Consider the following 25817-nt stretch of genomic DNA (forward strand, 5'->3'; position numbering starts at 1 on the left):
ACACATGTCCGGAGCCCACTACGACGAGCTGGCCGTCACCTACGGCACCATGGACGCCCTCGCCACCGAACTCGGCGACCAGGCCAAGAAGCTCGAAGAGGACCTCGAGGCACTCAAGAAGGCCGTACTCGACGCCGCCGCGGGCTGGGGCGGCGAGGCCTACGAGGAATTCACCAAGAAGAGCAAGGAGTGGGACCGTCACGCCACGGGCATCCACCAGGCCCTGGTCAACATCTCCCAGCGCGTCCAGCTCGCGGGCGGCGACTACCGCGGCGGCGACCTGAAGGGCGCGAGCTACTTCATGTAAGGCACGGCGCGCTACGGAGAACAGAGAACAGATACGGAGAAGAGGGTGGACACGCGCGGGAGGTGTCCACCCTCTTCGTACCGCACCCCGTCCGCTACCGGACCCGCACCTGCTCCGCGAGCGCCCGCGCAAGCCCTTCCACCTGCTGACGCTCCAACGACGCGGACCCGCCCTCCCCGGCACCCACCAACAGCGCGGCGTCACCGGACCCGTCCAGCTTCAGCCGTACGGTCGCCACGTTGCCGCTGTCCGCCACGAGTACCTCCCCGGCATCGGCCTTCGCGGCCGTGTTGACGTAGTCAACCGCGTCATCCGTGGACATGCCGGTCAACGGCGAGATCGTCGGCGCCAGGACGGTGATCGCGCTCGGGTCACGGGTGGCGACGGTGTGCACCTGGACGTCGTCCGCACCGATACGGAAGGTGCAGCTCACCAGGGCGCCGGGATTCTCGGCCAGCGGCTCCCCGGCCTCGGCACGCTCGCCACCCTCGGCCGTGGCGGCCGGGGTGTCGCCGTCGGCCCCCACCGGCCCGGCCTCCCCGTCCACCCCCGCGGCCTTCGCCGCGGCGCCGATGTCATACGACAACGGGCAGGTGTCCGCCCCGTCCTTTGGCACGTCGTCGGCGATCGCGGTCAGCCCGCTCAGACTCAACGCCGCAGCCTCGTCCCCACCCCCACCACCGCTGTCACTGTCCTCGCTCTGGCAGCCGGTCGTCATCAGTGCCGCCGCCGTCAGGGCAGCCGCGGCGATCGCCAGCCGGTGTCGTGCGTGTGTCACGTGTCGTGTCCTTGGTGCTCTCGGGGTCAGTGCGCGGGGCAGTCGAACCGCTTGCTGGCGACGTCGACGAAGTTCTCGAACATGTCTCGCTGGCGCGGGGCGGCCTCAAACTCCTCGACGGCCGAGAGGTAGTCCTTCCCCACCGCCATGGAGAAGTACGTGGGAGAGCCCCCGCAGTCGGCGACCACCTGCAGGTCGTCCAGCCCGGACACCCGGTGCCCGGCGACCCGCGGCTGCTCCTCGTACCCGGGGGTGGCGCGGACGCCCGCGACGATGTGCGGGTCCCGGCTCACGGCGTACGTGGCGTAGTCCCCGACCCGGCACGCCCAGGTGGGCCTGTCCCGGTCCGTCACCGTCTCCCGTACCCCCGCTCCTGCCTCCGGGCCGGGGAACTCCAGCCCCGCGAGCCCGCACACGGCACCGTCGTCGACCCGGTGCGGGTCGGGGGCGTCGGTGAGGGAGGCGGGCGCGGTGAGGGGCTGGCTCCCCGCGCAGTCCGCGCGCCGGGCAGCCCTGTCGGCGACCTCGGTGAGCAGCCGTACGACCTTGACCGGGTCGGAGCCCTCGGGCGCGTACCCCTCGACGATGGCGGGTCCGTCGGCCGTCATACAGGCGTCGGGCAGCAGCACCCAGCCGTGGTCGGCGCCGATCGCGCCGGTGGCACCGCCGGAGAAGAAGGACATGGCGGTCGGGTCCGGCCAGCGGCCGTCGCCGGTGAAGGGGAAGTCACCGGACTCGCGCGTACCCGAGAGACGGATGTGCGCGTCGTCCGACCCGGGGAGGAAGGACGAGGTCTCCACCATGCAGGTGAAGTCGAGCGGGTCGTCCGCCCGCTCGTCCAGCCCGTCCCGGTCGGAGATGCGGCCGGAGGAGGAGAAGACGTCCCCGGCCGCGTCGGTGGACACCAGTCCCCCGCACACGTCGTCGCGCCCGAAGAGTTGGGTGTTCAGCCACAGGTGGGCACCTACGGCCAGTACGACGACCGCCAGTACCGGCGCGATGACCTTCCGGCCGAGACGGGCCCGGTCGCTTGCGTTCGCCATGTCACTTCCTCGTACGCAGCGCCGAGTACGCGTCCTCGCGCCCGGTGATGAAGCTCTGCTTGGCCTCACCCTTGGCGTGGTCGTGCGCCTCGCTGCCGCTGATGCCGCGCTCGTTCCCCCAGGCGTCCAGGAGGGCGTTGGTGCCGCCGATGCCGGAGGACGTGGCGGTGCTGTCCTGGGAGCGGGCCACGTCCTCGGCCTCGGCCGCCACGTCCTTGGAGTACTCGTAGGTGGCCGCGTCGACCATGCGCTGGATCGGGTCGCCCACCACGGGGATCTGGGTGAAGAGACCGCCGACGCCGTGGTACGTGTAGCGCATCTGGTCGTTGAGGGTGCCGACCTTGGTGTCCCGGTCGTCGAGGATCATGTCGGAGCCGATGGCGGTCATGGAGCCGTACACCTCGCCGACGTGGCGGGCCCTGTTGTCCCAGTCGCCGACGACGTTGGCCTGCTGGTCGGCGGAGGCGTCCCTGGCCGTGCCCAGGTACTCGGCGGAGTACAGCTTCTGGTTCTCGTAGAGCATGTCGTAGACGAGAACGGGTTTGCCGTCCGGAGTGGTTCCGTACGCCGCGTCGGACACCCCGCGCATGACCCGCAGCAGGCTGTCCTTGCTGTTGGCGAGGGACGAGTCGTCGCCGTTGGCGTTGATGCCGGGGAGCCCCTGGGGGCTGCTCGGCTCGGTGCCGCTGAGGATGGCGTGCGTGTCGACGGTGTAGTCGGCGAGGGCGCGGCCGAGGGGCACCTTCAGGTTCTCCGGGATGGCGTCGCCCTTGCCGTCCTTGTCCAGCTGGGTGATGGTCTCCTGCATCACCCGGGTCTGGGCCTCGGTGTGGTGGTCGAAGGCGGCGCCGGGGGAGTTCGGCTCCCGTCCGGTGGCCGCCGCCTCCAGAGCCGCGCCGAATCCGGTGCGGTTGAGGGGGTCGTCCATCGTGACGATCGTCGGACCGGCGACCGTGCTGTGCTGAGGCCACTCACGCTCGTGGAGCAGGTACTTGAGGTGGTCGTTGCCGACGTGGTGGGAGCCCGAGCCGTTGCCCGCCGGGTCGAAGAAGGCGGTGGCGGCGTCGGGGTTCTTGCTCATCACGCCGAGGAGCCCGTCGAGGGCGTCGGCCCGGACGCCGTCGTGCCCCGCACCCCACTCGGTGAAGATGCCGGGCTGCCCCTTCTCGGCGGCGATGAGGTCATCGCCCAGTTCGTAGAGGAACTGATCGTCGTACTTGGCGTCGCCGTGCTGCATCATGCTGACGAAGGACTGGTAGCCGTAGAGCGGCTGGGTGTTCGACCCGTAGTTCTTGGTGCCGGCCTTGTCCAGGCTCTCCGTCCACTGCCGGTAGAACCGCCCGTCGTCACTGGCGAGCCAGTCCTTGAACTTCTGCGACCCCGGCGGCATGTCGGCGACGGAACCGGGCACCTGCGTGGCGTTGGCGACGGTGTTGGCGAGCCCGCCCTGAAGCTCCAGATACTGCGCCTTGTTCTTCTTGTCGTCGTCGTACGCGAGCTGGTTCAGCTCGTTGGTGAGCTTGATGGTGCCGTCGGGACCGAGGCCCGTCAGCAGGCTCTGGCTGAACACCTTGTTGCCGGAGTTGTCGCGGAACGCCCGGTCCAGCTCGGCCAGTTCCGCCTTGGAGACGTCCTTGCCGTCGGCGAGCCGGGACGCGATGTCCTCGGCGTTCTCCGCCTCGTACTTCTCGATGTCGCCCTGGGCCTTGCCGTTGAAGCCGTTGCTGGTGCCGTCGGTGAGGTCGGAGTCGACGACGACGGCCTCGAAGGCGATCTCGACGCCCTTGTCCGCGTCGGTGACGGCCTTGACGAGCTGGTCGATCCGGTCCTGCCAGGAGTTGACGCTCTTGCGCACGCTTTCCTGGTAGTCGGGGTCGTGGTGGTAGGCGGTGCGGGTGCCCTCGCTGAGCCGCTGGGTGTCGAACGAGACCCGGCCCTGCTCGGACACGGCCATCCCGGCCTCGACGGCCTCCTGCCGGGCGGTCTTGAGCTTGCCGCGCAGATCGACGAACTGCGTGTGCGCGTCACGCAGCAGCGAGGCGATGGCCTTCGCCTCGGTCTGGGCGCTCTGGTACTCCTTGAGCGTCACGTCGAACCGCCGGTTGGCGGCGCTGGCGCTCAGTCCGAGCCAGAGCGGCCCTATGGATATCCCGTGCACATCCCGCTTGTACGCGGTCTCCTGCTTCTGGAACTCCTTGGCCATGTCGTCCCAGGCGTCGGCTGCCGTGGTGAGCGTGGCCAGATCGGTCGTCATGATCTCGTGGTACGTCGGCATGGGTCCCCGTGGTGCGCGTCGGCGTGAACAGTGGCGGGCGGGCGTCGGCTCAGTAGCCGTCGAGGTTGGACGACTTGCGTACGCCGATCCCCACGCCGAGGTCGGTGTTCTGGAACAGGATGTTCGTGCTGCGCAGGGCCGCCTTCTCCGAACCCAGCCGGTTCATCAGGTTCTGCACCTGCTCACCCCATGTCTTGTGCGCCTTCTTCAGCGCCCCCGAGGTGACCCACCCGTGCCCGTCCTTCGCGGCGAACGCCTTCACGGCCGCGTCCGACTCCTCATCCGCGACGTCACCGGCCTTCTTGGTGTCGGGTTCGATGTGCTCCTCGATGGCTTTGGCGGCTGCCTTCTTCTGCGCGGGGCTGGAACCGAAGTCCGGTTGCCCGCCCAGACCAGGTCCAGTGGGTCCACCGGGTGAGCCACCGGGATCGGCCGGATACTGATTGAGCTGCGTCCCGACCGGCCCCCCGGCCTCGGTCACGGTCCGCTCACCGACAGGCTCCGTCATGCCTTCCTGCCCCCGTCCACTTGATTGGCGTGCACCCGCCAGGCTAACAACCTGGCCGGTTCTCGGGGGTCGTAGGGTCTGACATCCACATCGCTCTCACCCACAGCGTGGTGTCCGCCGGGGGATGCACGTGCCTCTTCGTGGCCGGGTCACCCAGTGCAGTCAGCCGACTTCTCCACCTCTTCGGTGTAGTCGATGACAAGGTGCTTCATGGCATCGGCATCCTGGTGGTCCGAGGACCAGACCTGGATGGAGGTGTACAACTCCTGTTTCGAGCCGATGCATCCTTCGGCCTTGCCGAATCCCTCACTGGCCGAGTAGTGAAATCTACCGCCCATGACTGAATGAGTGAGCGGCTCCTGCGCCAGTTCGGCCGCGTATTGGGCAACGGTTCGTCCTTGACTCAGCCATTCTTGTCTTGCGGACATGACGACTGCATCATCGATGATGAGGTCACACCATTGGCTGCTCGAATAGTCTTTCTCGCTCACTGTCGCTTCTCGTCCTGCTGGGAGAAAAGGGGCGAGATCGTTCGTGTCAATAGGGATTCCACAGAGCGTTTTTGGAAGTGCGTAACCGCGTCCGTCGTCGTCGGCGCATCCCGTGAACGTAAAGGTGAGGGTAATGGTCGCGATCGTGAGAAGCGCACGCGCAGGGGTCGAGGTCAGTGAAGCGCAGGTCATTTGTTTTCCTTCACTGAGTCAGAGATGATCAGTAATTTGTAAGACTTCCAGGTGCTTGGCCCTCAAGAATGGTGCGCGCATTGAAATATCCCTGCCTTGCAGCATCCTGCGCCACGAGTCCGACGTCCGTCGAGTTAATCAATCCATGTTTCTCCGCCGCAGTGCGGGCCGCATCCTCGGCGATGGCGATGTTGCGGACCTGGCCTTCACTCCAGAACTTCCCCCCGGTCACCTGTGCATCACTCAAGGCGTGGCCTTCGGCATCCTTGAAAACTGCTTCCAGCACCACGCTTGTCACGGTTCCAGCGCCACCCCCCACCGCGGCGCCGACCCAAGGGGTGGCGACAAATGACACGCCTACACCCGTGGCGGTGCCAATCCCACCGGAAATCCAGTTCTTGCGCTGGGCGACCGCGTGCTCGAACTGCTTGTCCCTGTCCGAGGCCTCTTCCCCAATGAATTCCTGTACTCCGAGACCCAGAGTTCCGGACACTTCACCGGATCGGCCCGCGATGTGTTGGACGAGGAGCTTGGGGTCCTCTGACACTCGAAGGTGCGCGGGCAGGTCGGGGTCAAGGTGATGGTCCATTAGTTTGCCCATGTAGGCTTTCTGCCCCACCTCCACGGCCGCATATCCCTCTTCATTCTGACCTACGGCGAAGAGAAGCTTCGTCACATCCGAGTGCTCCAGCTTCGCCTCGGCTCCGGCGACGGGGTAGAGCTTCTCGATGTCCTGCCATTTCTCGGAACCAGGTTCTCGTTCCACGTCGCTCATCGCGCGATTCAGGTCCGGAAGATATTCCGAAGTGATCTGGCCGATACTGTCGGTCATGTAGCCGTGCCGGGTCAGCCGTTCTGGATTGTCCGCGATCGACGCCACAAGATTCTCCATCAACCGGGCCTGTTCCCTGTTGTGCGGCGGTGTGTTCACTGTGGGCAATTCCCCCGCCGGATGCCCCGTCGTCGCAGCCTCCAACGCCAGCGCCAACGTGTTTCGCCCGGCAACACTGACCTCACCCTCACTGGTGAGGTCACGAGGCCAGTCGCGCTCCTCAAACAGATACTGGAAGTTGCTCAGCGAGACCTTCCCGTTCCGGCCGTTGCCGTCAGTGTCCCGCTCGAAGGGGTTGTTCTCGTCGTTCCGGTCGATGAACTCCTGGTTGAAGAACGTCGTCGCGGCGTCCGGGCTGTTCGACAGCGCCTTCAGGTATCCGGTCATCGGGTCCCAGCCCGAGTCGCTCCCGGTATGGCTGAGGAGGGGATCGGACCCCATCCGCCCCCACGCACCGTGCTCGCCGTTGCCCGTGTACTTCTTCTCCGTCTCCATCAGCTTCTCGCCGTAGCGAACAAGGAAGGTGTCGTCGAAGTCGCCCCAGCGCATCAGATTGCTCATGACCTGGGCACCGACCGGGAATCCGGCGTTGCGGCCGACCGGCTTGTCCACCAGGTCGACCATCTTGTCGCGCCAGTCGGACATGGCGACCGAGTCGCTCTGTGATGCGGTAGCGAGCGTGAGGCCGAGGTACCTCTGCAGGTCGTCGTACGAGTCACCGCGCCGCAGGCTCAGCTCCCGGCCCGCCTGGGGATCGTTGAGGGCGGCCCAGAAGTCCAGCGTCCCCCCGGCGCCCATCCTGGTCGCGAAGCGCTCGGCGAACAGTTCGTCGTCGCCGTACTTCTTCAGGCCCGCGGTCAGGCGGTCGAACTCCTCGGGGGTGAGGTCAGCCGGGTTCTTCTTCGCCAGGTGCGCCAACTGGTCGGCCTGCTCGATCGCCTCGGCCGCGGAGTCCCGGTCCCTGTAGTCGGCGTCGGAGAAGCCCAGCCTGCTCTGGTCGGCGATGGCCTTGAGGACCGTACTGGCCGAGGTGTCGCTCTCGGTGGCCTTCTGCAGGATGCCCTGGATCTCGTCACGCAGTGCCGTGATCTCGGCCTTGCTGTCCCTGTCCTGCGAGGCGCGGCCTTCCGGTGGGACGTTCGTCGTGACGGTGAAGCCACCCTCGTAGCCGATCACCTTCAGGTTCTTCTGCCGTCCGCGCTCAAGCGCGTCGGTCAGCTGGCCCTGGAATCCGACCAGTTCGTCCCAGGTGTCCTTGAGGATGCGGTGGATGCTCCTGGCCTGACCGTGGGCGTCCCCGAACTCACCGGCCGTCTTGCCGATGAACTCCCTGGACACGGTGGCGTTGACACCGGCCCAGTTGGCCTTGTTGGCGGCGCCGTGCAGGCCCTTCTCCGCGGCTTCCCTGAGGTCTTCCAGGTTGCCGACCACCGTGGACCAGTCGTCGACGGCGTCACTGAGCAGAGCGAAGTCGGCGTCCCTGAGATCCGCCAGATCCATCAGTTCCGGCCCTTCTGCTGGTCGGGCTGGCCGTAGATCCCGTTCTTCGGTCCGGCCTCACCGACACGTTCGTCGAAGCCCGTCTCCAGGAGGTCGATGCTGCTCATCTGGCGCCGGATGTAGTGATCGTCCTCCGCGTGCAGTCTCTTGGTGACCGTCATGTGGTTCGAGATGTGCGCGCACGCGTCCATGAGGGACGACAACTGCTCGTCCCAGCGGGTCGCGACATGCTGGAGGGCGCTGCCCAGGGCGAGACCGCCCGAGGTGAGTGTCCTCGCGGCCTTCTCGCTGCTGGGCACCGCCTTGCGGGCCTGGTCCCACAGGTCGTTGTAGAGGGCGAAGGCGTTGTTGCCGATCTTCGCCAGGTCCTGCTGGTTCACGTTCAGGTCGCCGTACTCGGCCGGAACGGAAAGGGAAGGCTGCCCCCCGCCCTCAGGAGCCAGCTGGTTCAGTCGCATGCCCGTGGGCTGGCGCTCGGCAGCCTGCGTCTTCAGACGCTCCCACTCGTCCCAAGCCAACGTCCGTCCCCTCCCGTCGCGGACTACGGCCGGTGAGCGGGGAACGCTTCACCGGACCGTCGGTCGCATCCGGTCATATCAGGTGGGGGGAACTGACTCCCGAGAGGCGGGCTGCGAGGGGCCTTTTTGCGTCAGTTCCCTGACGTCGGCCCACCCCTCTCCGCAACGCCTGCCCGTTCCTTCCACAACCCGCGCAGATCAGAGGTCAGCCTCCGCGACCAACCCCACCTGCACCAACGGCCGTCCCCTCCGCCGAGAAACAAACACCCCACGCCCCGCGGGCATCGCCCGAGGCCGCACGCCCCCCAGCACATCCCCCTCACTCGGATCACCCGCAAGGACGACCCCCTGCGCCCCCAACTCCTTGATCCGCTGCATGAACGCCTCGTACGACGCCCGGCTCGCCCCCGCCGTGGAGCGGGCGATGATGAAGCGGACGCCCACGTCCCGGGCGAAGGGGAGCAGTTCCGTCAGGCCGCTCAGCGGGTTTCCGCTCGACGTCGACACCAGGTCGAAGTCGTCGATGACGACGTACACCGTCGGGCCCCGCCACCAACTGCGGTCCCGGAGTTGCTGTGCGGTCACGTCGGCCGTAGGAGTCCGGCGCTTCATGAGGTCCGCCAGGGCGGCCATGTGGTGGTCCATGGCGTTGGACATGGGGATGTACTCGGCGAGGTGGGTGTCCGGGGTGACGCCCAGCAGGGAGCGCCGGTTGTCGACGACGAAGAGTTTGCACTCGTCGCCCGCGTAGCGCTGGGTCAGCTGCTTGATCAGCAGGCGCAGCAGGTTGGACTTGCCGGACTCGCTCTCGCCGAAGACGAGGAAGAACGGGTCCTGGTCGAAGTCGACGAAGACCGGCTCGAGGTTGTTCTCGTCGAGGGCGAAGGCGACGCCCTGCCGGGGGAAGCGGTCGCCCGGAGGGAGCTGGTCCGCCGGGAACTCGCGGGGCAGCAGCCGGACCCTGGGCGCGCCCGGCGCCTCCCAGTGCCGTGCGGCCTCGGTGGCCAGCGCGGTCGTCGCCTCCGCCAGGTCCGTGTCGGAGGTGAGGCCGTCGATGCGCGGCACCGCCGCCATGAAGTGCAGCTTCTGCGGGGCCTGGCCACGGCCGGGCACACCGGTGGGGACGTTCGCGGCGACCTTGCGGTCCAGCTCGGAGTCCATGGTGTCGCCGAGCCGCAGCTCCAGACGGTTCAGCAGGTTGTCCTTGAGGGCGGAGCGCACCTCCATCGCACGGGACGCCGAGATGACGAGGTGGATGCCGTAGCCGAGACCGCGGGTGGCGAGGTCGAGGACGACCTGGTCCAGGGCCTCGTAGTCGGCGCGGAAGTTGGCCCAGCCGTCGATGACCAGGAAGACGTCACCCCACGGCTGGTCGGTGACGGAGATGTCGCCGCGGGCGCGCCGGGTGCGGAACTCCGCGATGGACGAGATGCCCGACGCGCGGAAGTACTCCTCGCGGCGGTTCAGGACGCCGTAGACCTCCGCGACCGTACGCCGCACCTTCTCGGGGTCCAGGCGGGAGGCGATCCCGCCCACGTGCGGGAGTCCGGCGACCGCCGACATTCCGCCGCCGCCGAAGTCGAGGCCGTAGAACTGCACCTCGTGCGGGGTGTGCGTCAGCGCGAAGGAGCAGATCAGGGAGCGCAGGAGGGTGGACTTGCCGGACTGGGGGCCGCCGAGGATCTGCATGTGGCCCGCCGCGCCCGAGAAGTCCACCCACAGGGGGTCGCGGCGTTGCTCGTACGGCTTGTCGACGATGCCGACCGGGACGACCAGCCGTCCGGCGCCCTCGTAGCCGGGCTGGGTCAGGCCCCGGCCCGGCACGGCCGTCAGGCCCGGCAGCAGCGCGTCCAGCGACGGCGGGCTGTCCAGCGGCGGCAGCCACACCTGGTGCGCCGCCGGACCCTGGGCCTCCAGACGGCGTACGACGACGTCCAGCACGGTGTCCGCGAGCGCGTCGTCCACCTCGTCCGCACCGGAACCGGAGCCCTCCGGACGCGGCACCGGCACATACGTCACCGGCACCTCCGACGCCGTGAACAGCACCGGCCGCCGGTCCACCGGCAGCGGCCCGCCCGCCGACGCCGTGCGCTGGCCGCCGGAGCGGTAGACGCCCGAGACGTACGCCGCCTTGAACCGGACCATTTCGTCCGTGCCGTACTTCAGGAACCCCGAACCCGGCACGTTCGGCAGTTCGTACGCGTCCGGCACGCCCAGTGCCGCCCGTGACTCGGCGGCGGAGAAGGTGCGCAGACCGATGCGGTAGGAGAGGTAGGTCTCCAGGCCGCGCAGGCGGCCCTCCTCCAGGCGCTGCGAGGCCAGCAGCAGGTGCACGCCGAGCGACCGGCCGATGCGGCCGATCTGCACGAACATGTCGATGAAGTCGGGCTTGGCCGTGAGCAGTTCGCTGAACTCGTCGATGACCAGGAGCAGGGAGGGGATCGGCTGCAGCGGGGCGCCCGCCGCGCGTGCCTTCTCGTAGTCGTGGATGTTGGCGTAGTTGCCCGCGTCGCGCAGCAGCTCCTGGCGGCGGTTCAGCTCGCCGCGGATGGAGTCGCCCATGCGGTCGACCAGGGTGAGGTCGTCCGCCAGGTTGGTGATCACGGCCGCGACGTGCGGCATCTGCGCCATACCGGCGAAGGTGGCACCGCCCTTGAAGTCCGCGAGGACGAAGTTCAGGGTCTCGGAGGAGTGCGTGACCGCGAGGCCGAGGACCAGGGTGCGCAGCAGCTCCGACTTGCCGGAACCGGTGGCTCCGACGCACAGCCCGTGCGGGCCCATGCCCTCCTGCGCGGCCTCCTTGATGTCGAGCATCACCGGACGGCCGTCCTCACCGACGCCGATCGGCACCCGCAGCCGCTCCGCCTGTGACCGTGGCCGCCAGGTGCGCCGGGTGTCCACGGACGCCGCGTCGCCGAGGTTGAGCAGGTCGGTGAACTCCAGGTTCGCCAGCAGCGGTTCGTCGTCGTCCCCGCCCGACGCCATCCGCAGCGGCGCCAGCTGCCGGGCCAGCGCCTCCGCGGACTCGTAGGACAGGGCGTCCGGCGTGCCCTCGTACACGACGCCGTGCGCCGACTCCAGGTGCAGCGACCGCGGTCGTACGGCGATCGAGAGGTCACCGCGGGCCCCGGTCCGCTCGCCCTGGACGATCTCGACGAGCGTCACCCCCTGCAGGCCCTCCGGGCTCGCCAGCATCGATTCCGGGGACAGGGACACACCGTCGAGTACGACGACGATGTGCGCGGTGTCGGGCAGCGGCGCGGCGCTGGGGTGGAAGCGGGCGCGGCCGGTCAGCCGGGAGGACAGCAGGTCCTCGATCTCGCGGGGGTCACCGCTGATCAGACGGCGCGATCCGGCGCCGTCCGTGGCACCGGGCGCCTGCGCGTGCGGCAGCCACTTGGCCCACTCCCAGTGCGGCAGCGACTCCCGCCCCGCAGCGACCGCGACGATCAGGTCCTCGGGGGAGTGCAGCGCGGCGAGCGAACCGGTCAGGGCGCGCGCGGAGGACCGTACGGACTCCGCCTCGCCGCTGAGGGTGACGTGGTAGAAGGCGCGCAGCGACACCGCCATGGGCAGGTCGTCCAGGGTGTGGTGGGCGGCGAGGAAGCGCTGCATCGCGCTCGTCGTGAGCGGCTCCAGCTGCTCGACGGGGCCGGTATCGGGGGCGATCAGCGCGGTGGCCAGGGCCTGTGGGCCCAGTCCGATGCGCACCTGCGCGAAGTCCTCGTCGCCGGGCCGCCGTTCCCACACCCGGCTGCCCTCGGCGACCAGCGCCCACAGCTGTTCGGGGGCGGGGTGCAGGTAGTACTGGGCGTCACGCTGCGCCCGCGCGGTGTCCAGGGTGGCGCGGCGGGTCTGCGACAGATAGCTCAGGTAGTCGCGGCGCAGATCGGCGAGCTGGCCCTGGGAACCGCGGCGGAAGCGGATCACCATCGCGATGGACATGGCGATCGTCGACGCGATCATGATCATGCCCATGATCCTCATGAACGGCTGCCCGCTCGTGAAGAAGAAGACGACCGAGCCGCCCATGCCCAGCGTCGGCAGCAACTGCAACAGCACGCTGTCCTGGTGACCCCGTGGCAGCTCGGGCGGCGGCTGTACGACGACGTCGCCCGTGGGCACCTCCGGCGGCAGCGCCCGCGGCGGGCGCTTCACGACGATCTGGCTCACTGCTCACCAATTCCCTTGCCGGCCCGCGCCGTTTCCGTCCGCCACCCCGTGTCAGGCGGACGGGGGCCGCCGCGTGATCCTACTGATCCCATCCGACACCGGTGGGCGGTAGGGTGCCGGATGTTCGCGTGAGCACATGCGAACCCGACCGGAAATACCGGACATCGCGTGAGATGTGGCGCGGTGCGGAGGACCGGCCCCGGCCGGACGGCCGCCCTTTCCGCCCGCCCGACGGCGGGCGCCCGGAAAAGCGGCGCAGGACCTTCACATCCGCCGTCGCGGAAGCGGGGCCACCGGTACGACCGGCGCCACTACCGCGACAACGAGGACACAGCAGCAGCACTGAGGGGGAGCAGCAGGTGAGCATCACGGCCTCCACGGCGGCCACCGGCACGGGCGGGACCGGCGGACCGGGCCAGACGGCCCCGGCCGGGCCCGGGACGGTGACCGGGCTCGGTTTCTGCCGGGTCACCATCGTCGCGCCGGACAGCCGCATCGACGTCGCGCTGCCCGACGACATACCGGTCGCCGACGTCCTGCCCGAGATCCTCCGGCTCTCCCGGCAGACCGCCGCCGAGGGCGCCCCGGTGGGCTACCACCTCGTACGCCGCGACGGCGCCGTCCTGGACAGCTCCCGTTCCTTCGCGGCGCAGCGCATTCTCGACGGCGAACTCCTCACCCTGCGCCCCTTCTCCGAGTCGCTGCCGCCCGCGGTCTTCGACGACGTCTCCGAGGCGGTGGCCTCCGCGGTCACCCGCGACCGCTCCCTGTGGCACGGCGACCTCACGCGCGCGGCGGGCCTGATCGGCGGTGGCGTACTGCCCGCGCTGCTGGCCTTCGTCGCCTGGACCGCCGACCCGCGCCACGACATGCACAGCGTGCCCGGCATCCTCGCGGGCGTCACCGGGGTCCTCCTCGTCGTCATGGGCTGTGTCCGCGCGCGCGTGTACGACGACCGCGCCTCGGCCGTCGCGCTGGGCCTGGGCGCCCTGCCGAACGTGGGCGTGGCCGGTTCCGGGCTGCTGTCGCTGTCCGAGGGGCAGGGGATCGGCAAGCTCCAGTTCCTGCTGGCCTGCGCGGCGGTGCTGGTGGCCTCGGTGATCCTCACCCTGTGCTCACCCCGCGCGGACGGCCCGTTCGTCGCCTTCACGGTCGCCTCGGGCCTCGCCCTGATCGCCACCTTCGCGGCGCTCCTCAAGCACTGGACCCCGGCCGAGATCGCCGCCCTGTGCGCCCCCGTCGCCATCGGCGCCCTGGCCTTCCTGCCGGGCATGTCCATGCGCTTCGCCCGGCTGCCCATCGGCTTCGAGGCACCGGACACCGCCCCACGGAGCGTCTACGGCGCCGATCCCGAACCCCCCGAGCCGGTGGACGCCGAGCGCATCGAGGCCCAGGCGCGGCGCGGCCACGAACTGCTCGTCGGCCTCGTCGGCGGCTGCGCGCTGGTCGCGGTCGGCTCCGCCCTCGTCCTCGGCTTCACCGCCGACCTCTGGGCGCAGCTGCTCGCCCTGGCCACCGGAATCGCCCTGCTGATGCGCGCCCAGCTGTTCCGCTACACCGCGCAGGTCGCCGCCCTGCTGGCCGCCGGTCTCGGCTCCCTGGTCGCGCTCGGCCTCGGCCTGGCGCTCAACCCGCCCGGCGCGCTGGTCCGCGACGCGCTGGCGGGGGACCGCGCCGACCTCGACATGCGCACGATCTGGCTGATCGCGGCCATCGCGGCGACGGCCGCGCTCATCACCGCCATCGGCCTGGTGGTCCCGCGCAGCGGGCTGACGCCCTTCTGGGGCCGCTTCCTGGAGATCGCCGAGGGCTTCGTCCTGCTCACCCTGGTGCCGCTCGCGCTCGCCGTCTTCGACGTGTACGCGGCGGTACGGTCCATGACGGGTTGACGCGAACGACGGTCCGTGGCGGGTTGACGGGAACGACGGTCCGTGGCGGGTTGACGGGAACGACGGTTCGTGGCGGGTCGACGGGAACGACGGCCCATGGCGGGTCGAGGCGAACGACGGTCCATCACGGATTGACGGGAACGGGGGTGCACGCGCGCGTGCACCCCCGCTACGTCCTCACCGGTCGCTCAGTCCGCGCCCTGGGTCGGCTCCAGATCGAACTCCCCGTCCCGCGCGCCCAGCACGAACGCCCGCCACTCCGCCTCCGTGTACCGCAGCACGGTGTCGTGATCGAGGGACGACCGCATGGCCACCGCGCCGTCGGGCAGGTAGGCGATCTCCACCCGCTCCTCGTGCTCCTCGGTGCCCGGCGCGCTGTGCCACTCGACGCCGGAGATGTCGAGGGCGTACAGCTCGTCCCGCTCCCGCTCCTTGCGCGCCTTGATCTCGGCTTCCGTCTCCGCCATCGCTGGGCGACCCCTTCCAGACGTACGAACAGTCCAACCGGTCACCCTAGTCGCCGCACCCACGCCGCCCGGGCCGTTCCCGGCCCGCGGTCCGGGCGGCCCGAAGCTGCTGGTACTCTGGCTGACGGCCGTATGTGTACGCACCCCCGGAGCCGTCGCGCTCTGGAGGCCGCGCCCAGCGGATCCCCGCCTTCCGAGTCATGGAAGCTCCCCCGAGACGCAGACCGGGGGCACTCGGCGGCCCTTCACAGACCCATGAGGAGTACGCGTGTCGCTCGACGCCGCTACGAAGAAGCAGATCATGTCCGAGTTCGGTACCAAGGAGGGTGACACCGGCTCCCCCGAGGTCCAGGTCGCCCTGCTGTCGCGTCGGATCTCCGACCTGACCGAGCACCTGAAGGTCCACAAGCACGACCACCACTCCCGTCGGGGTCTGCTGATCCTGGTCGGCCAGCGTCGCCGCCTCCTTCAGTACCTCGCCAAGAAGGACATCCAGCGCTTCCGTGTGCTGGTTGACCGCCTGGGCATCCGCCGCGGTGCGGCGGGCGCCAAGTAAGACGCCGCGAAGGGAGCGGTTCCCGCAGTTCGGGGACCGCTCCCTTTGCTGTACGTGCGGAGTGTCACTGACGCTTTGTAGTGTGGTAGCACAACGCAATACGTACACAGCGTGATACGACGTACCCGTACGGGGTATGCCGCCACGCACCACGCACGAGGAGAAGCGCATCTCGCCGCCGCCGGTCCTCGGTAGTGGCCCCCGGGGGAAAGCGTCCCGGGTGCTTCGATCGAAGACCGGCTTGCACCAGGAGCGGCGCTTCTCCGCCACCGTCCCCCTGCCGCACGGGCAGCCGAGGGACGAAAGACGACAAGTAACGGAGAAAACGCTAGTGGAGAACGAGACCCACTACGCCGAGGCCGTCATCGACAACGGCTCCTTCGGCACCCGCACCATCCGCTTCGAGACGGGCCGCCTGGCCAAGCAGGCCGCCGGTTCCGCCGTGGCGTACCTGGACGACGACACCATGGTGCTGTCGGCCACCACCGCCTCCAAGAACCCCAAGGACCAGCTCGACTTCTTCCCCCTGACGGTGGACGTCGAGGAGCGCATGTACGCGGCCGGGAAGATCCCCGGTTCCTTCTTCCGCCGTGAGGGCCGCCCCTCCGAGGACGCGATCCTCACCTGCCGGCTGATCGACCGCCCGCTGCGCCCGTCCTTCAAGAAGGGCCTTCGCAACGAGATCCAGGTCGTCGCCACGATCATGGCCCTCAACCCCGACCACCTGTACGACGTCGTGGCGATCAACGCCGCCTCCGCGTCCACGCAGCTGGCCGGTCTGCCCTTCTCCGGCCCGATCGGCGGCGTCCGCGTCGCGCTGATCCGCGGCCAGTGGGTGGCGTTCCCGACGCACACCGAGCTTGAGGACGCCGTCTTCGACATGGTCGTCGCGGGCCGCACCCTGGAGGACGGCGACGTCGCGATCATGATGGTCGAGGCCGAGGCCACCGAGAAGACCATCAAGCTGGTCGAGGGCGGCGCCGAGGCGCCCACCGAGGAGGTCGTCGCGGCCGGTCTGGACGCCGCGAAGCCCTTCATCAAGGTGCTCTGCAAGGCCCAGGCCGACCTCGCCGCGAAGGCCGCCAAGCCGACCGGTGAGTTCCCGATCTTCCTGGACTACCAGGACGACGTGCTCGAGGCCCTGACCGCCGCCGTCCGCCCGGAGCTGGCCTCCGCGCTGACCATCGCGGGCAAGCAGGAGCGCGAGGCCGAGCTGGACCGCGTCAAGGCGCTCGCCGCCGAGAAGCTCCTGCCGGAGTTCGAGGGCCGCGAGAAGGAGATCTCCGCCGCTTACCGCTCGCTGACCAAGGCCCTGGTCCGGGAGCGCGTGATCAAGGAGAAGAAGCGCATCGACGGCCGCGGGCTGACGGACATCCGTACGCTCGCCGCCGAGGTCGAGGCCATCCCGCGGGTCCACGGCTCCGCCGTGTTCGAGCGTGGCGAGACGCAGATCCTGGGCGTCACCACCCTCAACATGCTCCGCATGGAGCAGCAGCTGGACACCCTCTCCCCGGTGACCCGCAAGCGCTACATGCACAACTACAACTTCCCGCCGTACTCCACCGGCGAGACCGGCCGCGTCGGCTCCCCGAAGCGCCGCGAGATCGGCCACGGCGCCCTCGCCGAGCGCGCCCTGGTGCCGGTGCTGCCGACGCGCGAGGAGTTCCCCTACGCGATCCGCCAGGTGTCCGAGGCGCTCAGCTCCAACGGCTCGACCTCCATGGGCTCGGTCTGCGCCTCCACCATGTCGCTGCTGAACGCCGGTGTGCCGCTGAAGGCCCCCGTCGCCGGTATCGCCATGGGCCTGATCTCCCAGGAGATCGAGGGCGAGACGCACTACGTCACCCTCACCGACATCCTCGGTGCGGAGGACGCCTTCGGCGACATGGACTTCAAGGTCGCCGGTACGAAGGAGTTCGTGACCGCCCTCCAGCTCGACACCAAGCTGGACGGCATCCCGGCCTCCGTCCTGGGCGCCGCCCTCAAGCAGGCCCGCGACGCGCGTCTCCACATCCTCGACGTGATGATGGAGGCCATCGACCGGCCCGACGAGATGTCCCCCAACGCGCCGCGGATCATCACCGTGAAGATCCCGGTCGACAAGATCGGTGAGGTCATCGGCCCCAAGGGCAAGATGATCAACCAGATCCAGGAGGACACCGGCGCCGAGATCACCATCGAGGACGACGGCACGATCTACATCGGCGCCGCCGACGGCCCCTCCGCCGAGGCCGCCCGTACGACGATCAACTCCATCGCCAACCCGACCATGCCGGAGGTCGGCGAGCGCTACCTGGGCACGGTCGTGAAGACGACCACCTTCGGCGCCTTCGTCTCCCTGCTGCCCGGCAAGGACGGCCTGCTGCACATCTCGCAGATCCGCAAGCTCGCCGGCGGCAAGCGCGTGGAGAACGTCGAGGACGTGCTCGGCGTGGGCCAGAAGGTCCAGGTCGAGATCGCCGAGATCGACTCGCGCGGCAAGCTCTCCCTGATCCCCGTGATCGAGGGCGAAGAGGCCGCCGAGGAGAAGAAGGACGACGCCGACCAGTGACGTCCCGTGGCTCCAAGGCGACGGCCCGCTCCTCTTCGGAGGCGCGGGCCGTCGCCCGTACCCAAACCCTCATCAAGGGCGAGAACGGCATCGGCACCGTCCGCAAGACCACCCTCCCCGGGGGCCTGCGCGTCGTCACCGAGACCCTCCCCTCCGTGCGCTCCGCCACCTTCGGCATCTGGGCCCACGTCGGCTCCCGCGACGAGACCCCGGCCCTGAACGGCGCCACGCACTACCTCGAACACCTCCTCTTCAAGGGCACCGAGCGCCGCAGCGCCCTCGACATCTCCTCGGCGCTGGACGCCGTGGGCGGCGAGATGAACGCCTTCACGGCCAAGGAGTACACGTGCTACTACGCGCGCGTGCTCGACGCCGACCTGCCGCTGGCCATCGACGTCGTCTGCGACATGCTGACCGGCTCCCTCATCCTCGAGGAGGACGTCGACGTCGAACGCGGCGCCATCCTCGAAGAGATCGCCATGACGGAGGACGACCCCGGCGACTGTGTGCACGACCTCTTCGCGCACACGATGTTCGGCGACAACCCCCTCGGCCGCCCCGTCCTCGGCACGGTCGACACCGTCAACGCCCTCACCGCCGACCGCATCCGCCGCTTCTACAAGAAGCACTACGACCCCACCCACCTGGTGGTCGCCTGCGCGGGCAACGTCGACCACAACAAGGTCGTACGGCAGGTGCGCGCCGCCTTCGAGCGGGCGGGCGCCCTGAAGGACCCCGTCGCCGCCCCCATCGCCCCGCGCGCGGGGCAGCGGGCCATCCGCACCGCGGGCCGCGTCGAGCTGATCGGCCGCAAGACCGAGCAGGCGCACGTCGTCCTCGGCATGCCCGGCCTGTCCCGCACCGACGACCGCCGCTGGGCGCTCGGCGTGCTGAACACCGCCCTCGGCGGCGGCATGTCCTCCCGACTGTTCCAGGAGGTCCGCGAGAAGCGCGGCATGGCCTACAGCGTGTACTCGTACACCTCCGGCTTCGCCGACTGCGGCCTCTTCGGCGTCTACGCGGGCTGCCGCCCCTCCCAGGTCCACGACGTGCTGAAGATCTGCCGCGACGAACTCGACCAGGTCGCCGAGCACGGCCTGTCCGACGAGGAGATCGACCGCGCCATCGGCCAGCTGCGCGGCTCCACCGTCCTCGGTCTGGAGGACACCGGGGCGCTGATGAACCGCATCGGCAAGAGCGAGCTGTGCTGGGGCGAGCAGATGTCCGTCGACGACATGCTGTCCCGGATAGCCTCGGTCACCCCGGACGACGTCCGCTCGGTCGCCCGCGACATCCTGGGCAGGCGGCCGTCCCTGTCGGTCATCGGCCCGCTGAAGGACCGCCAGGCGTCCCGGCTGCACGACGCCGTCGCCTAACCCCTCCCCCGAAGGAAGCAACAACATGAGCAAGCTGCGCGTGGCGGTCCTCGGCGCCAAGGGCCGGATCGGCTCCGAGGCGGTACGGGCGGTCGAGGCCGCCGAGGACATGGAGCTGGTGGCCGCCCTCGGCCGCGGCGACAAGCTGGAGACGCTGGCCGAGACCGGCGCCCAGGTCGCCGTCGAACTGACCACACCGGCCTCGGTGATGGGCAACCTCGACTTCTGCGTACGGCACGGCATCCACGCCGTCGTCGGTACGACGGGCTGGACCGACGACCGCCTCGCGCAGCTGAGGGGCTGGCTGGCCCAGTCCCCGGAGACCGGCGTGCTCATCGCCCCCAACTTCTCCATCGGCGCCGTACTGACCATGAAGTTCGCCCAGCTCGCCGCGCCGTACTTCGAGTCCGTCGAGGTCGTCGAGCTGCACCACCCGAACAAGGCTGACGCCCCCAGCGGCACCGCCACCCGCACCGCCCAGCTCATCGCCGAGGCCCGCGCCAAGGCGGGCAGCGCCCTGGCGCCGGACGCCACCGTCACGGCCCTGGACGGGGCCCGCGGCGCGAACGTCGACGGCGTGCCGGTGCACGCGGTCCGGCTGCGCGGCCTGCTCGCCCACCAGGAGGTCCTGCTGGGCGGCGAGGGCGAGACCCTGACCATCCGCCACGACTCCCTGCACCACAGCAGCTTCATGCCGGGCGTCCTGCTCGGCGTACGCCGGGTGGTGACCACTCCGGGCCTCACCTTCGGCCTGGAGCACTTCCTGGACCTCGACTGAGCCGGGAGCCCGTCACATGCGCGCGAAGATCACCTACCTCGTCACGGCCGCCGTCCTGGTCTTCTACTTCGCCCTGGTCGGAAGCCGTGGCCTGCTGCTGATCAGGACCGGCACGCTCCTCACCGTCACCTTCGGCGTCGCGGTGCTGATCCTGCCGGTGATCGGGCTGTGGTTCCTGTGGAAGAACACCCAGTTCGTCCGCAGGGCCAACCAGCTCGCCGCCGAACTCGAGGCCGAGGGCGGGCTGCCCGTCGACGAACTGCGGCGCCTGCCCAGCGGGCGGATCGACCGCGACTCCGCCGACGAGGTCTTCGCCCGCCGCAAGGCGGAGACGGAGGACGCCCCGGACGACTGGCGCACCTGGTTCCGCCTCGCCGTCGCCTACCACGACGCCCGCGACACCCCGCGCGCCCGCAAGGCGATGCAGCGCGCCATCGCCCTGCACGACGGCAAACCCGTCCAGGTCTGACACTGAGGGGGCCGGTCGGCAGTGCGTGCCGACCGGCCCCCTCAGCGGTGACTCAGCCGCGCCGGTACTCGGCGGCCCACGCCTCCACCGAGTCCGCCGCCCGGTCGAAGGACTCCGGCCGGGCCAGGAAGTCGGCGTTGTGGGTGGTCAGCAGCGGCGGCACGTCCTGCGCGGACCGGTCCTGGCGGACCAGGAGCAGCGCCTGCCCCTGCACCGTCCGCGGCAGCCCGAGCCAGCGCACCGGCTGCTGCACCGTCCGCACCGAGACGACGCGGTCCCAGGGCGTCGTCCGCGTGACCAGGAAGCCCGCGCGGCGCACTCCGTGGGCGCTCACCCACACGCCCATGCGCAGCATCCGCAGGGCCACGACGATCACCACCAGGGCGATGCCGAAGATCGCGCCCGCGGCCGACACGGTGTCCGTCAGGGCGATGATGACCCCCGCGAAGAGCACATACGAGGCGAGCAGCAACGCGATCGCCGCCGCGCCGACCCGCCAGGGACCGGGGCGGTAGGGGCGACGCCAGCGGTCACGGTCGTCGAACGGCAACGCGACGTCGTCCGCGGCGTCGAAAGCGCGGTCGGCCGTCAGGAAGGGCAGGGGCACGGCTGGTCCTCACTCGTTCCATCCATGGGCTGTGCCCGGTGAGGCTATCGACCCCGGTCCCCGCCTACCACCCTCGGGGGTCCGTACGAGTCAGCGCGGGCTCAGCGCCCGTCCGACGCCTGGGACTGCTGAGACCCCGTCGACGCGTGGTCGGTCTCCAGCGCGGGCATGCCCAGCACCAGCGACCCCACGAGCCCGGCCACGATCGTGAGCCCCAGCAGCCAGCGCCCGGCTATCTGCCCGACGGACGCCCTGTCCGGGGGCGGGGGAGTGACATTGCTGCGGAACCTGTCGGCTTCGGCGAGGAAGGCGAACGGCACGGGTTCACGCCGACGGAACATCGGGGTTACCGCTCCTCTCAGAGCTGCGGTGGAAGGGGCCTGCGCTGGCACAGAAGTGCCTTTCATAGGCACAGACGAGCGAGTGCCCCAAAAGGTGCCCACTTTCGCCGAATTCACAGGTCTTCACCGAAGTTGTCGGGTCCCGGCACCGAACGCCCCGATGTCAGAGCCGGGCCGTAGAGTGGGCGCCGCCCGAGGAAAGTGATGGAAGGACCCCGCACGCCGTGACCGACACCCCCGCAGACGACCTCAAGCCCAGCTTCCGCAGTGATGTCACCGTCGAGCTGGTCAAGCACAGCGCGGCCGACTCCGACGTCCTGTGGGCCGCGCGCGTCTCCACCGCCGGTGAGCAGTCCCTGGAGGAGCTGACGAAGGACCCGGAGCGCTCCAAGGGCCTGATCAACTACCTCATGCGGGACCGGCACGGCAGCCCCTTCGAGCACAACTCGATGACCTTCTTCATCAGCGCCCCGATCTTCGTCTTCCGCGAGTTCATGCGGCACCGTGTGGGCTGGTCGTACAACGAGGAGTCCGGCCGCTACCGCGAGCTGCAGCCGGTCTTCTACGTCCCCGACGAGTCCCGCAAGCTGGTCCAGGAGGGCCGCCCGGGCAAGTACCGCTTCGTCGAGGGCACCCAGGCCCAGCAGGAGCTGGTGGGTCGCGTCATGGAGGACTCCTACCGCCAGGCCTACGAGGCGTACCAGGAGATGCTGGCCGCGGGCGTCGCCCGCGAGGTCGCCCGCGCCGTCCTCCCCGTCGGCCTGTTCTCGTCGATGTACGCCACCTGCAACGCCCGCTCGCTGATGCACTTCCTCGGCCTGCGCACCCAGCACGAACTGGCCAAGGTCCCGTCCTTCCCGCAGCGGGAGATCGAGATGGTCGGCGAGAAGATGGAGCGGGAGTGGGCCCGGCTCATGCCCCTCACGCACGCCGCCTTCAACACCAACGGTCGCGTGGCGCCGTAGCGCACACCCGTTTCACCCCGCTGGGACGCATGTGCGGTTCAGCCTCATGAAGTGTCCGTATTGCGGCATTTAGCGAAGTTCATCTAGCCTGATCAAACGGGTCCGGCACTGCTTGAACCCCCGAGCAGGCAGTGCCGGGCTCCCCCTTTGTCAGGACTTTTCCCGCCCCCCGAGGGCAGACCCACGGATGAGCAACGAGTAGCGTGTAGCCCATGGCTCCGACCTCCACTCCGCAGACCCCCTTCGGGCGGGTCCTCACCGCCATGGTCACGCCCTTCACGGCGGACGGCGCACTTGACCTCGACGGCGCGCAGCGGCTCGCCGCCCACCTGGTGGACGCAGGCAACGACGGCCTGATCATCAACGGCACCACCGGCGAGTCGCCCACCACCAGCGACGTGGAGAAATCGGACCTGCTGCGCGCGGTACTGGAGGCCGTGGGCGACCGCGCCCATATCGTCGCCGGAGTCGGTACCAACGACACCCGGCACAGCATCAAGCTGGCGCACGCCGCCGCCCAGACCGGCGCACACGGCCTGCTGGTCGTCACGCCGTACTACAACAAGCCCCCGCAAGAGGGCCTCTACCGGCACTTCACGGCCATCGCCGACGCCACCGAGCTGCCGGTGATGCTCTACGACATCCCCGGCCGCAGCGGCGTCCCCATCAACACGGAGACGCTCGTCCGCCTCGCCGAGCACCCCCGGATCGTCGCCAACAAGGACGCCAAGGGCGACCTCGGCCGCGCCAGCTGGGCCATCGCCCGCTCCGGCCTCGCCTGGTACTCCGGCGACGACATGCTGAACCTGCCGCTGCTCTCCGTGGGCGCGGTCGGCTTCGTCTCGGTCGTCGGCCATGTCGTCACCCCCGAGCTGCGCTCCCTGGTCGAGGCGTACACCGCGGGCGACGTCCAGAAGGCCACCGAGATCCACCAGAAGCTGCTCCCGGTCTACACCGGGATGTTCCGCACCCAGGGCGTCATGACGACCAAGGCCGCCCTCGCCCTGAAGGGCCTCCCCGGCGGCCCGCTGCGCGCTCCCATGGTGGAGCTGACCGCGCAGGAGATCGAGCAACTCAAGATCGATCTTGCCGCCGGCGGGGTACAGATCTGACAACAGACTTCGCCCGCGGAGCCGGGCACGGACTTCACAACTGAATAGGCAGGCCACCGGTGCCTGCACCCACACGACAACTGCTTTGCACGAACGTCATGCGCGCCACGTGCCCTACCGGTACGTGGCGCGCGTGTTTGAGGAGAGTCTTTTGAGTCATCCGCATCCTGAACTGAGCCCGCCCCCGCCGCTCGCCGAGGGCGGCCTGCGTGTCACCCCGCTCGGTGGCCTCGGTGAAATCGGCCGGAACATGACGGTCTTCGAGTACGGCGGCCGTCTGCTGATCGTCGACTGCGGAGTGCTCTTTCCCGAGGAGGAGCAGCCCGGAATCGACCTGATCCTGCCGGACTTCTCGTCCATCCGGGACCGCCTCGACGACATCGAGGGCATCGTCCTCACCCACGGTCACGAGGACCACATCGGCGGCGTCCCCTTCCTCCTGCGGGAGAAGCCGGACATCCCCCTGATCGGCTCCAAGCTGACCCTCGCCCTCATCGAGGCCAAGCTCCAGGAACACCGCATCCGGCCGTACACCCTCGAGGTCGCCGAGGGTCACCGCGAGCGCATCGGCCCGTTCGACTGCGAGTTCGTCGCCGTCAACCACTCCATCCCGGACGCGCTGGCCGTGGCCATCCGCACCCCCGCGGGCATGGTGGTGCACACCGGCGACTTCAAGATGGACCAGCTCCCGCTGGACAACCGCCTCACCGACCTGCACGCGTTCGCACGTCTGAGCGAGGAAGGCATCGATCTCCTCCTCTCGGACTCCACGAACGCCGAGGTCCCCGGCTTCACGCCGCACGAGCGCGACATCTCCGGCGTCCTGCGCCAGGTCTTCGCGACCGCCCGCAAGCGGATCATCGTGGCCAGCTTCGCCAGCCACGTCCACCGCATCCAGCAGATCCTCGACGCCGCCCACGAATACGGCCGCCGGGTCGCCTTCGTCGGCCGCTCCATGGTCCGCAACATGGGCATCGCCCGGGACCTCGGCTACCTCAAGGTCCCCCCGGGCCTCGTCGTCGACGTCAAGACCCTCGACGACCTCCCCGACCACGAGGTGGTCCTGGTCTGCACCGGTTCCCAGGGCGAACCGATGGCCGCGCTGTCGCGGATGGCCAACCGCGACCATCAGATCCGCATCGTCGAGGGCGACACGGTGATCCTGGCGTCGTCCCTGATCCCCGGCAACGAGAACGCGGTCTACCGCGTCATCAACGGCCTGACCCGCTGGGGCGCCAACGTCGTCCACAAGGGCAACGCCAAGGTGCACGTCTCCGGCCACGCGTCAGCGGGCGAACTGCTGTACTTCTACAACATCTGTCGCCCGAAGAACCTGATGCCGGTCCACGGCGAATGGCGCCACCTGCGCGCCAACGCCGAACTGGGCGCCATGACCGGCGTCCCCCACGACCGCATCGTCATCGCCGAGGACGGCATCGCCGTCGACCTCGTCGAGGGCAAGGCGAAGATCTCGGGCAAGGTCCAGGCGGGATACGTCTACGTCGACGGCCTCTCCGTCGGCGACGTCGGCGAGCCCGCGCTCAAGGACCGCAAGATCCTCGGCGACGAGGGCATCATCTCGGTCTTCGTGGTCATCGACGCCACCACCGGCAAGATCAACGCGGGCCCGCACATCCAGGCCCGCGGCTCCGGCATCGAGGACTCCGCCTTCGACGCGGTGATCCCCAAGATCACCGAGTCCCTGGAGCGTTCGGCCCAGGACGGCATCGTCGAACCCCACCAACTCCAGCAGCTCGTCCGCCGCACGCTGGGCAAGTGGGTCTCCGACACCTACCGGCGCAGGCCCATGATCCTGCCGGTCGTCGTAGAGGTCTGACCACAGCGTGCGGCGCCTGCCTCACGCCAACTCCGGAGCGGGGCGCCTCGATTTGCATCCAGGCGCCCCGCTCCAGTACGTTTACGGCTCCGCCCAACCGGGAACCCGACTGCCTCGTGCACCGGGGACGAACCCGGAGCGGGGCTGGAAATTCCGACTCAGAACTTCTGATAAAGTCGGAGCCGCCGGAAAGGGAAACGCGAAAGCGGGAACCTGGAAAGCACCGAGGAAATCAGACCGAGAAAAAGATCT

At 69.3% G+C, this 25817-nt stretch carries 21 protein-coding genes; 10 read left to right on the forward strand and 11 right to left on the reverse strand.

The window, feature by feature from the left end; translation table 11 throughout:
• Positions 1-4: 4 nt before the first annotated feature.
• Positions 5-307: a WXG100 family type VII secretion target gene (locus ACFVQG_RS31580; protein WP_210927600.1), complete on the forward strand. Its 303-nt coding sequence runs from the start codon at positions 5-7 to the stop codon at positions 305-307.
• 94 nt (positions 308-401) lie between these two features.
• Here the strand turns inward: ACFVQG_RS31580 and ACFVQG_RS31585 are convergent, their stop codons facing one another.
• The 8 genes from ACFVQG_RS31585 to eccCa form a co-directional block, all read right to left on the reverse strand.
• A complete protein-coding gene (locus ACFVQG_RS31585; protein WP_383389894.1) occupies positions 402-1085 on the reverse strand; it encodes a hypothetical protein in 684 nt (227 codons plus the stop codon).
• Between the two features lie 26 nt (positions 1086-1111).
• Entirely contained in the window at positions 1112-2128 is a 1017-nt protein-coding gene (locus tag ACFVQG_RS31590) for a hypothetical protein (RefSeq protein ID WP_383389896.1), read from the reverse strand.
• Between the two features lies 1 nt (position 2129).
• A complete protein-coding gene (locus ACFVQG_RS31595) occupies positions 2130-4382 on the reverse strand; it encodes a hypothetical protein (RefSeq protein WP_383389899.1) in 2253 nt (750 codons plus the stop codon).
• Positions 4383-4452: 70 nt separating this feature from the next.
• The gene (locus ACFVQG_RS31600) at positions 4453-4911 is read right to left on the reverse strand and encodes a hypothetical protein (protein WP_383389900.1); all 459 of its coding nucleotides are present in this window, start codon (positions 4909-4911) and stop codon (positions 4453-4455) included.
• Positions 4912-5060: 149 nt separating this feature from the next.
• Positions 5061-5594, reverse strand: a complete 534-nt coding sequence (locus ACFVQG_RS31605; RefSeq protein WP_383389903.1) for a hypothetical protein — start codon at positions 5592-5594, stop codon at positions 5061-5063.
• A gap of 28 nt (positions 5595-5622) precedes the next feature.
• Positions 5623-7926 (reverse strand): DUF6571 family protein, encoded by a 2304-nt coding sequence (locus ACFVQG_RS31610; protein WP_383389905.1) that lies wholly within the window; start codon positions 7924-7926, stop codon positions 5623-5625.
• On the reverse strand, positions 7926-8444 hold the full coding sequence (locus ACFVQG_RS31615; RefSeq protein ID WP_383389908.1) for a hypothetical protein: 519 nt from the start codon (positions 8442-8444) through the stop codon (positions 7926-7928). The genes ACFVQG_RS31610 and ACFVQG_RS31615 overlap by 1 nt, the downstream gene beginning before the upstream one ends.
• 198 nt (positions 8445-8642) lie before the next feature.
• Positions 8643-12617, reverse strand: coding sequence for a type VII secretion protein EccCa (gene eccCa, locus ACFVQG_RS31620; RefSeq protein WP_383389911.1), 3975 nt, complete (start codon positions 12615-12617; stop codon positions 8643-8645).
• 359 nt (positions 12618-12976) lie between these two features.
• Here eccCa and eccD point away from each other — a divergent pair, with 359 nt between their 5' ends.
• Positions 12977-14506, forward strand: a complete 1530-nt coding sequence (gene eccD, locus ACFVQG_RS31625) for a type VII secretion integral membrane protein EccD (protein ID WP_383389914.1) — start codon at positions 12977-12979, stop codon at positions 14504-14506.
• A 188-nt stretch (positions 14507-14694) separates the two neighbouring features.
• Here eccD and ACFVQG_RS31630 read toward each other — a convergent pair whose 3' ends face one another.
• Complete coding sequence (locus ACFVQG_RS31630; RefSeq protein ID WP_383389917.1) at positions 14695-14973, reverse strand: DUF397 domain-containing protein; 279 nt, start codon at positions 14971-14973, stop codon at positions 14695-14697.
• A gap of 268 nt (positions 14974-15241) precedes the next feature.
• Here ACFVQG_RS31630 and rpsO point away from each other — a divergent pair, with 268 nt between their 5' ends.
• The 5 genes from rpsO to ACFVQG_RS31655 all read left to right on the forward strand — a co-directional run bounded on the left by rpsO (position 15242) and on the right by ACFVQG_RS31655 (position 20703).
• Complete coding sequence (rpsO, locus tag ACFVQG_RS31635; RefSeq protein WP_383389920.1) at positions 15242-15529, forward strand: 30S ribosomal protein S15; 288 nt, start codon at positions 15242-15244, stop codon at positions 15527-15529.
• A gap of 331 nt (positions 15530-15860) precedes the next feature.
• Positions 15861-18080, forward strand: coding sequence for a polyribonucleotide nucleotidyltransferase (locus ACFVQG_RS31640; protein WP_383389923.1), 2220 nt, complete (start codon positions 15861-15863; stop codon positions 18078-18080).
• On the forward strand, positions 18077-19456 hold the full coding sequence (locus tag ACFVQG_RS31645) for a M16 family metallopeptidase (RefSeq protein ID WP_383389925.1): 1380 nt from the start codon (positions 18077-18079) through the stop codon (positions 19454-19456). The genes ACFVQG_RS31640 and ACFVQG_RS31645 overlap by 4 nt, the downstream gene beginning before the upstream one ends.
• A 25-nt stretch (positions 19457-19481) precedes the next feature.
• Complete coding sequence (gene dapB / locus ACFVQG_RS31650; protein WP_383389927.1) at positions 19482-20234, forward strand: 4-hydroxy-tetrahydrodipicolinate reductase; 753 nt, start codon at positions 19482-19484, stop codon at positions 20232-20234.
• A 16-nt stretch (positions 20235-20250) separates the two neighbouring features.
• Positions 20251-20703: a hypothetical protein gene (locus ACFVQG_RS31655; RefSeq protein ID WP_383389930.1), complete on the forward strand. Its 453-nt coding sequence runs from the start codon at positions 20251-20253 to the stop codon at positions 20701-20703.
• A gap of 52 nt (positions 20704-20755) precedes the next feature.
• Here ACFVQG_RS31655 and ACFVQG_RS31660 read toward each other — a convergent pair whose 3' ends face one another.
• Both ACFVQG_RS31660 and ACFVQG_RS31665 read right to left on the reverse strand, forming a co-directional pair.
• A complete protein-coding gene (locus ACFVQG_RS31660; RefSeq protein ID WP_383389932.1) occupies positions 20756-21310 on the reverse strand; it encodes a hypothetical protein in 555 nt (184 codons plus the stop codon).
• Between the two features lie 101 nt (positions 21311-21411).
• On the reverse strand, positions 21412-21651 hold the full coding sequence (locus tag ACFVQG_RS31665) for a hypothetical protein (RefSeq protein WP_383389934.1): 240 nt from the start codon (positions 21649-21651) through the stop codon (positions 21412-21414).
• A gap of 224 nt (positions 21652-21875) precedes the next feature.
• Here ACFVQG_RS31665 and thyX point away from each other — a divergent pair, with 224 nt between their 5' ends.
• The 3 genes from thyX (at position 21876) to ACFVQG_RS31680 (ending at position 25565) form a co-directional block, all read left to right on the forward strand.
• Positions 21876-22616, forward strand: a complete 741-nt coding sequence (gene thyX, locus ACFVQG_RS31670) for an FAD-dependent thymidylate synthase (RefSeq protein ID WP_383389936.1) — start codon at positions 21876-21878, stop codon at positions 22614-22616.
• A 212-nt stretch (positions 22617-22828) separates the two neighbouring features.
• Positions 22829-23728, forward strand: a complete 900-nt coding sequence (dapA, locus tag ACFVQG_RS31675) for a 4-hydroxy-tetrahydrodipicolinate synthase (RefSeq protein ID WP_383389938.1) — start codon at positions 22829-22831, stop codon at positions 23726-23728.
• Positions 23729-23879: 151 nt separating this feature from the next.
• Positions 23880-25565, forward strand: coding sequence for a ribonuclease J (locus ACFVQG_RS31680; RefSeq protein WP_383389941.1), 1686 nt, complete (start codon positions 23880-23882; stop codon positions 25563-25565).
• Positions 25566-25817: the final 252 nt, after the last annotated feature.

Source organism: Streptomyces sp. NPDC057877, assembly GCF_042796855.1.
GTDB lineage: Bacteria > Actinomycetota > Actinomycetes > Streptomycetales > Streptomycetaceae > Streptomyces.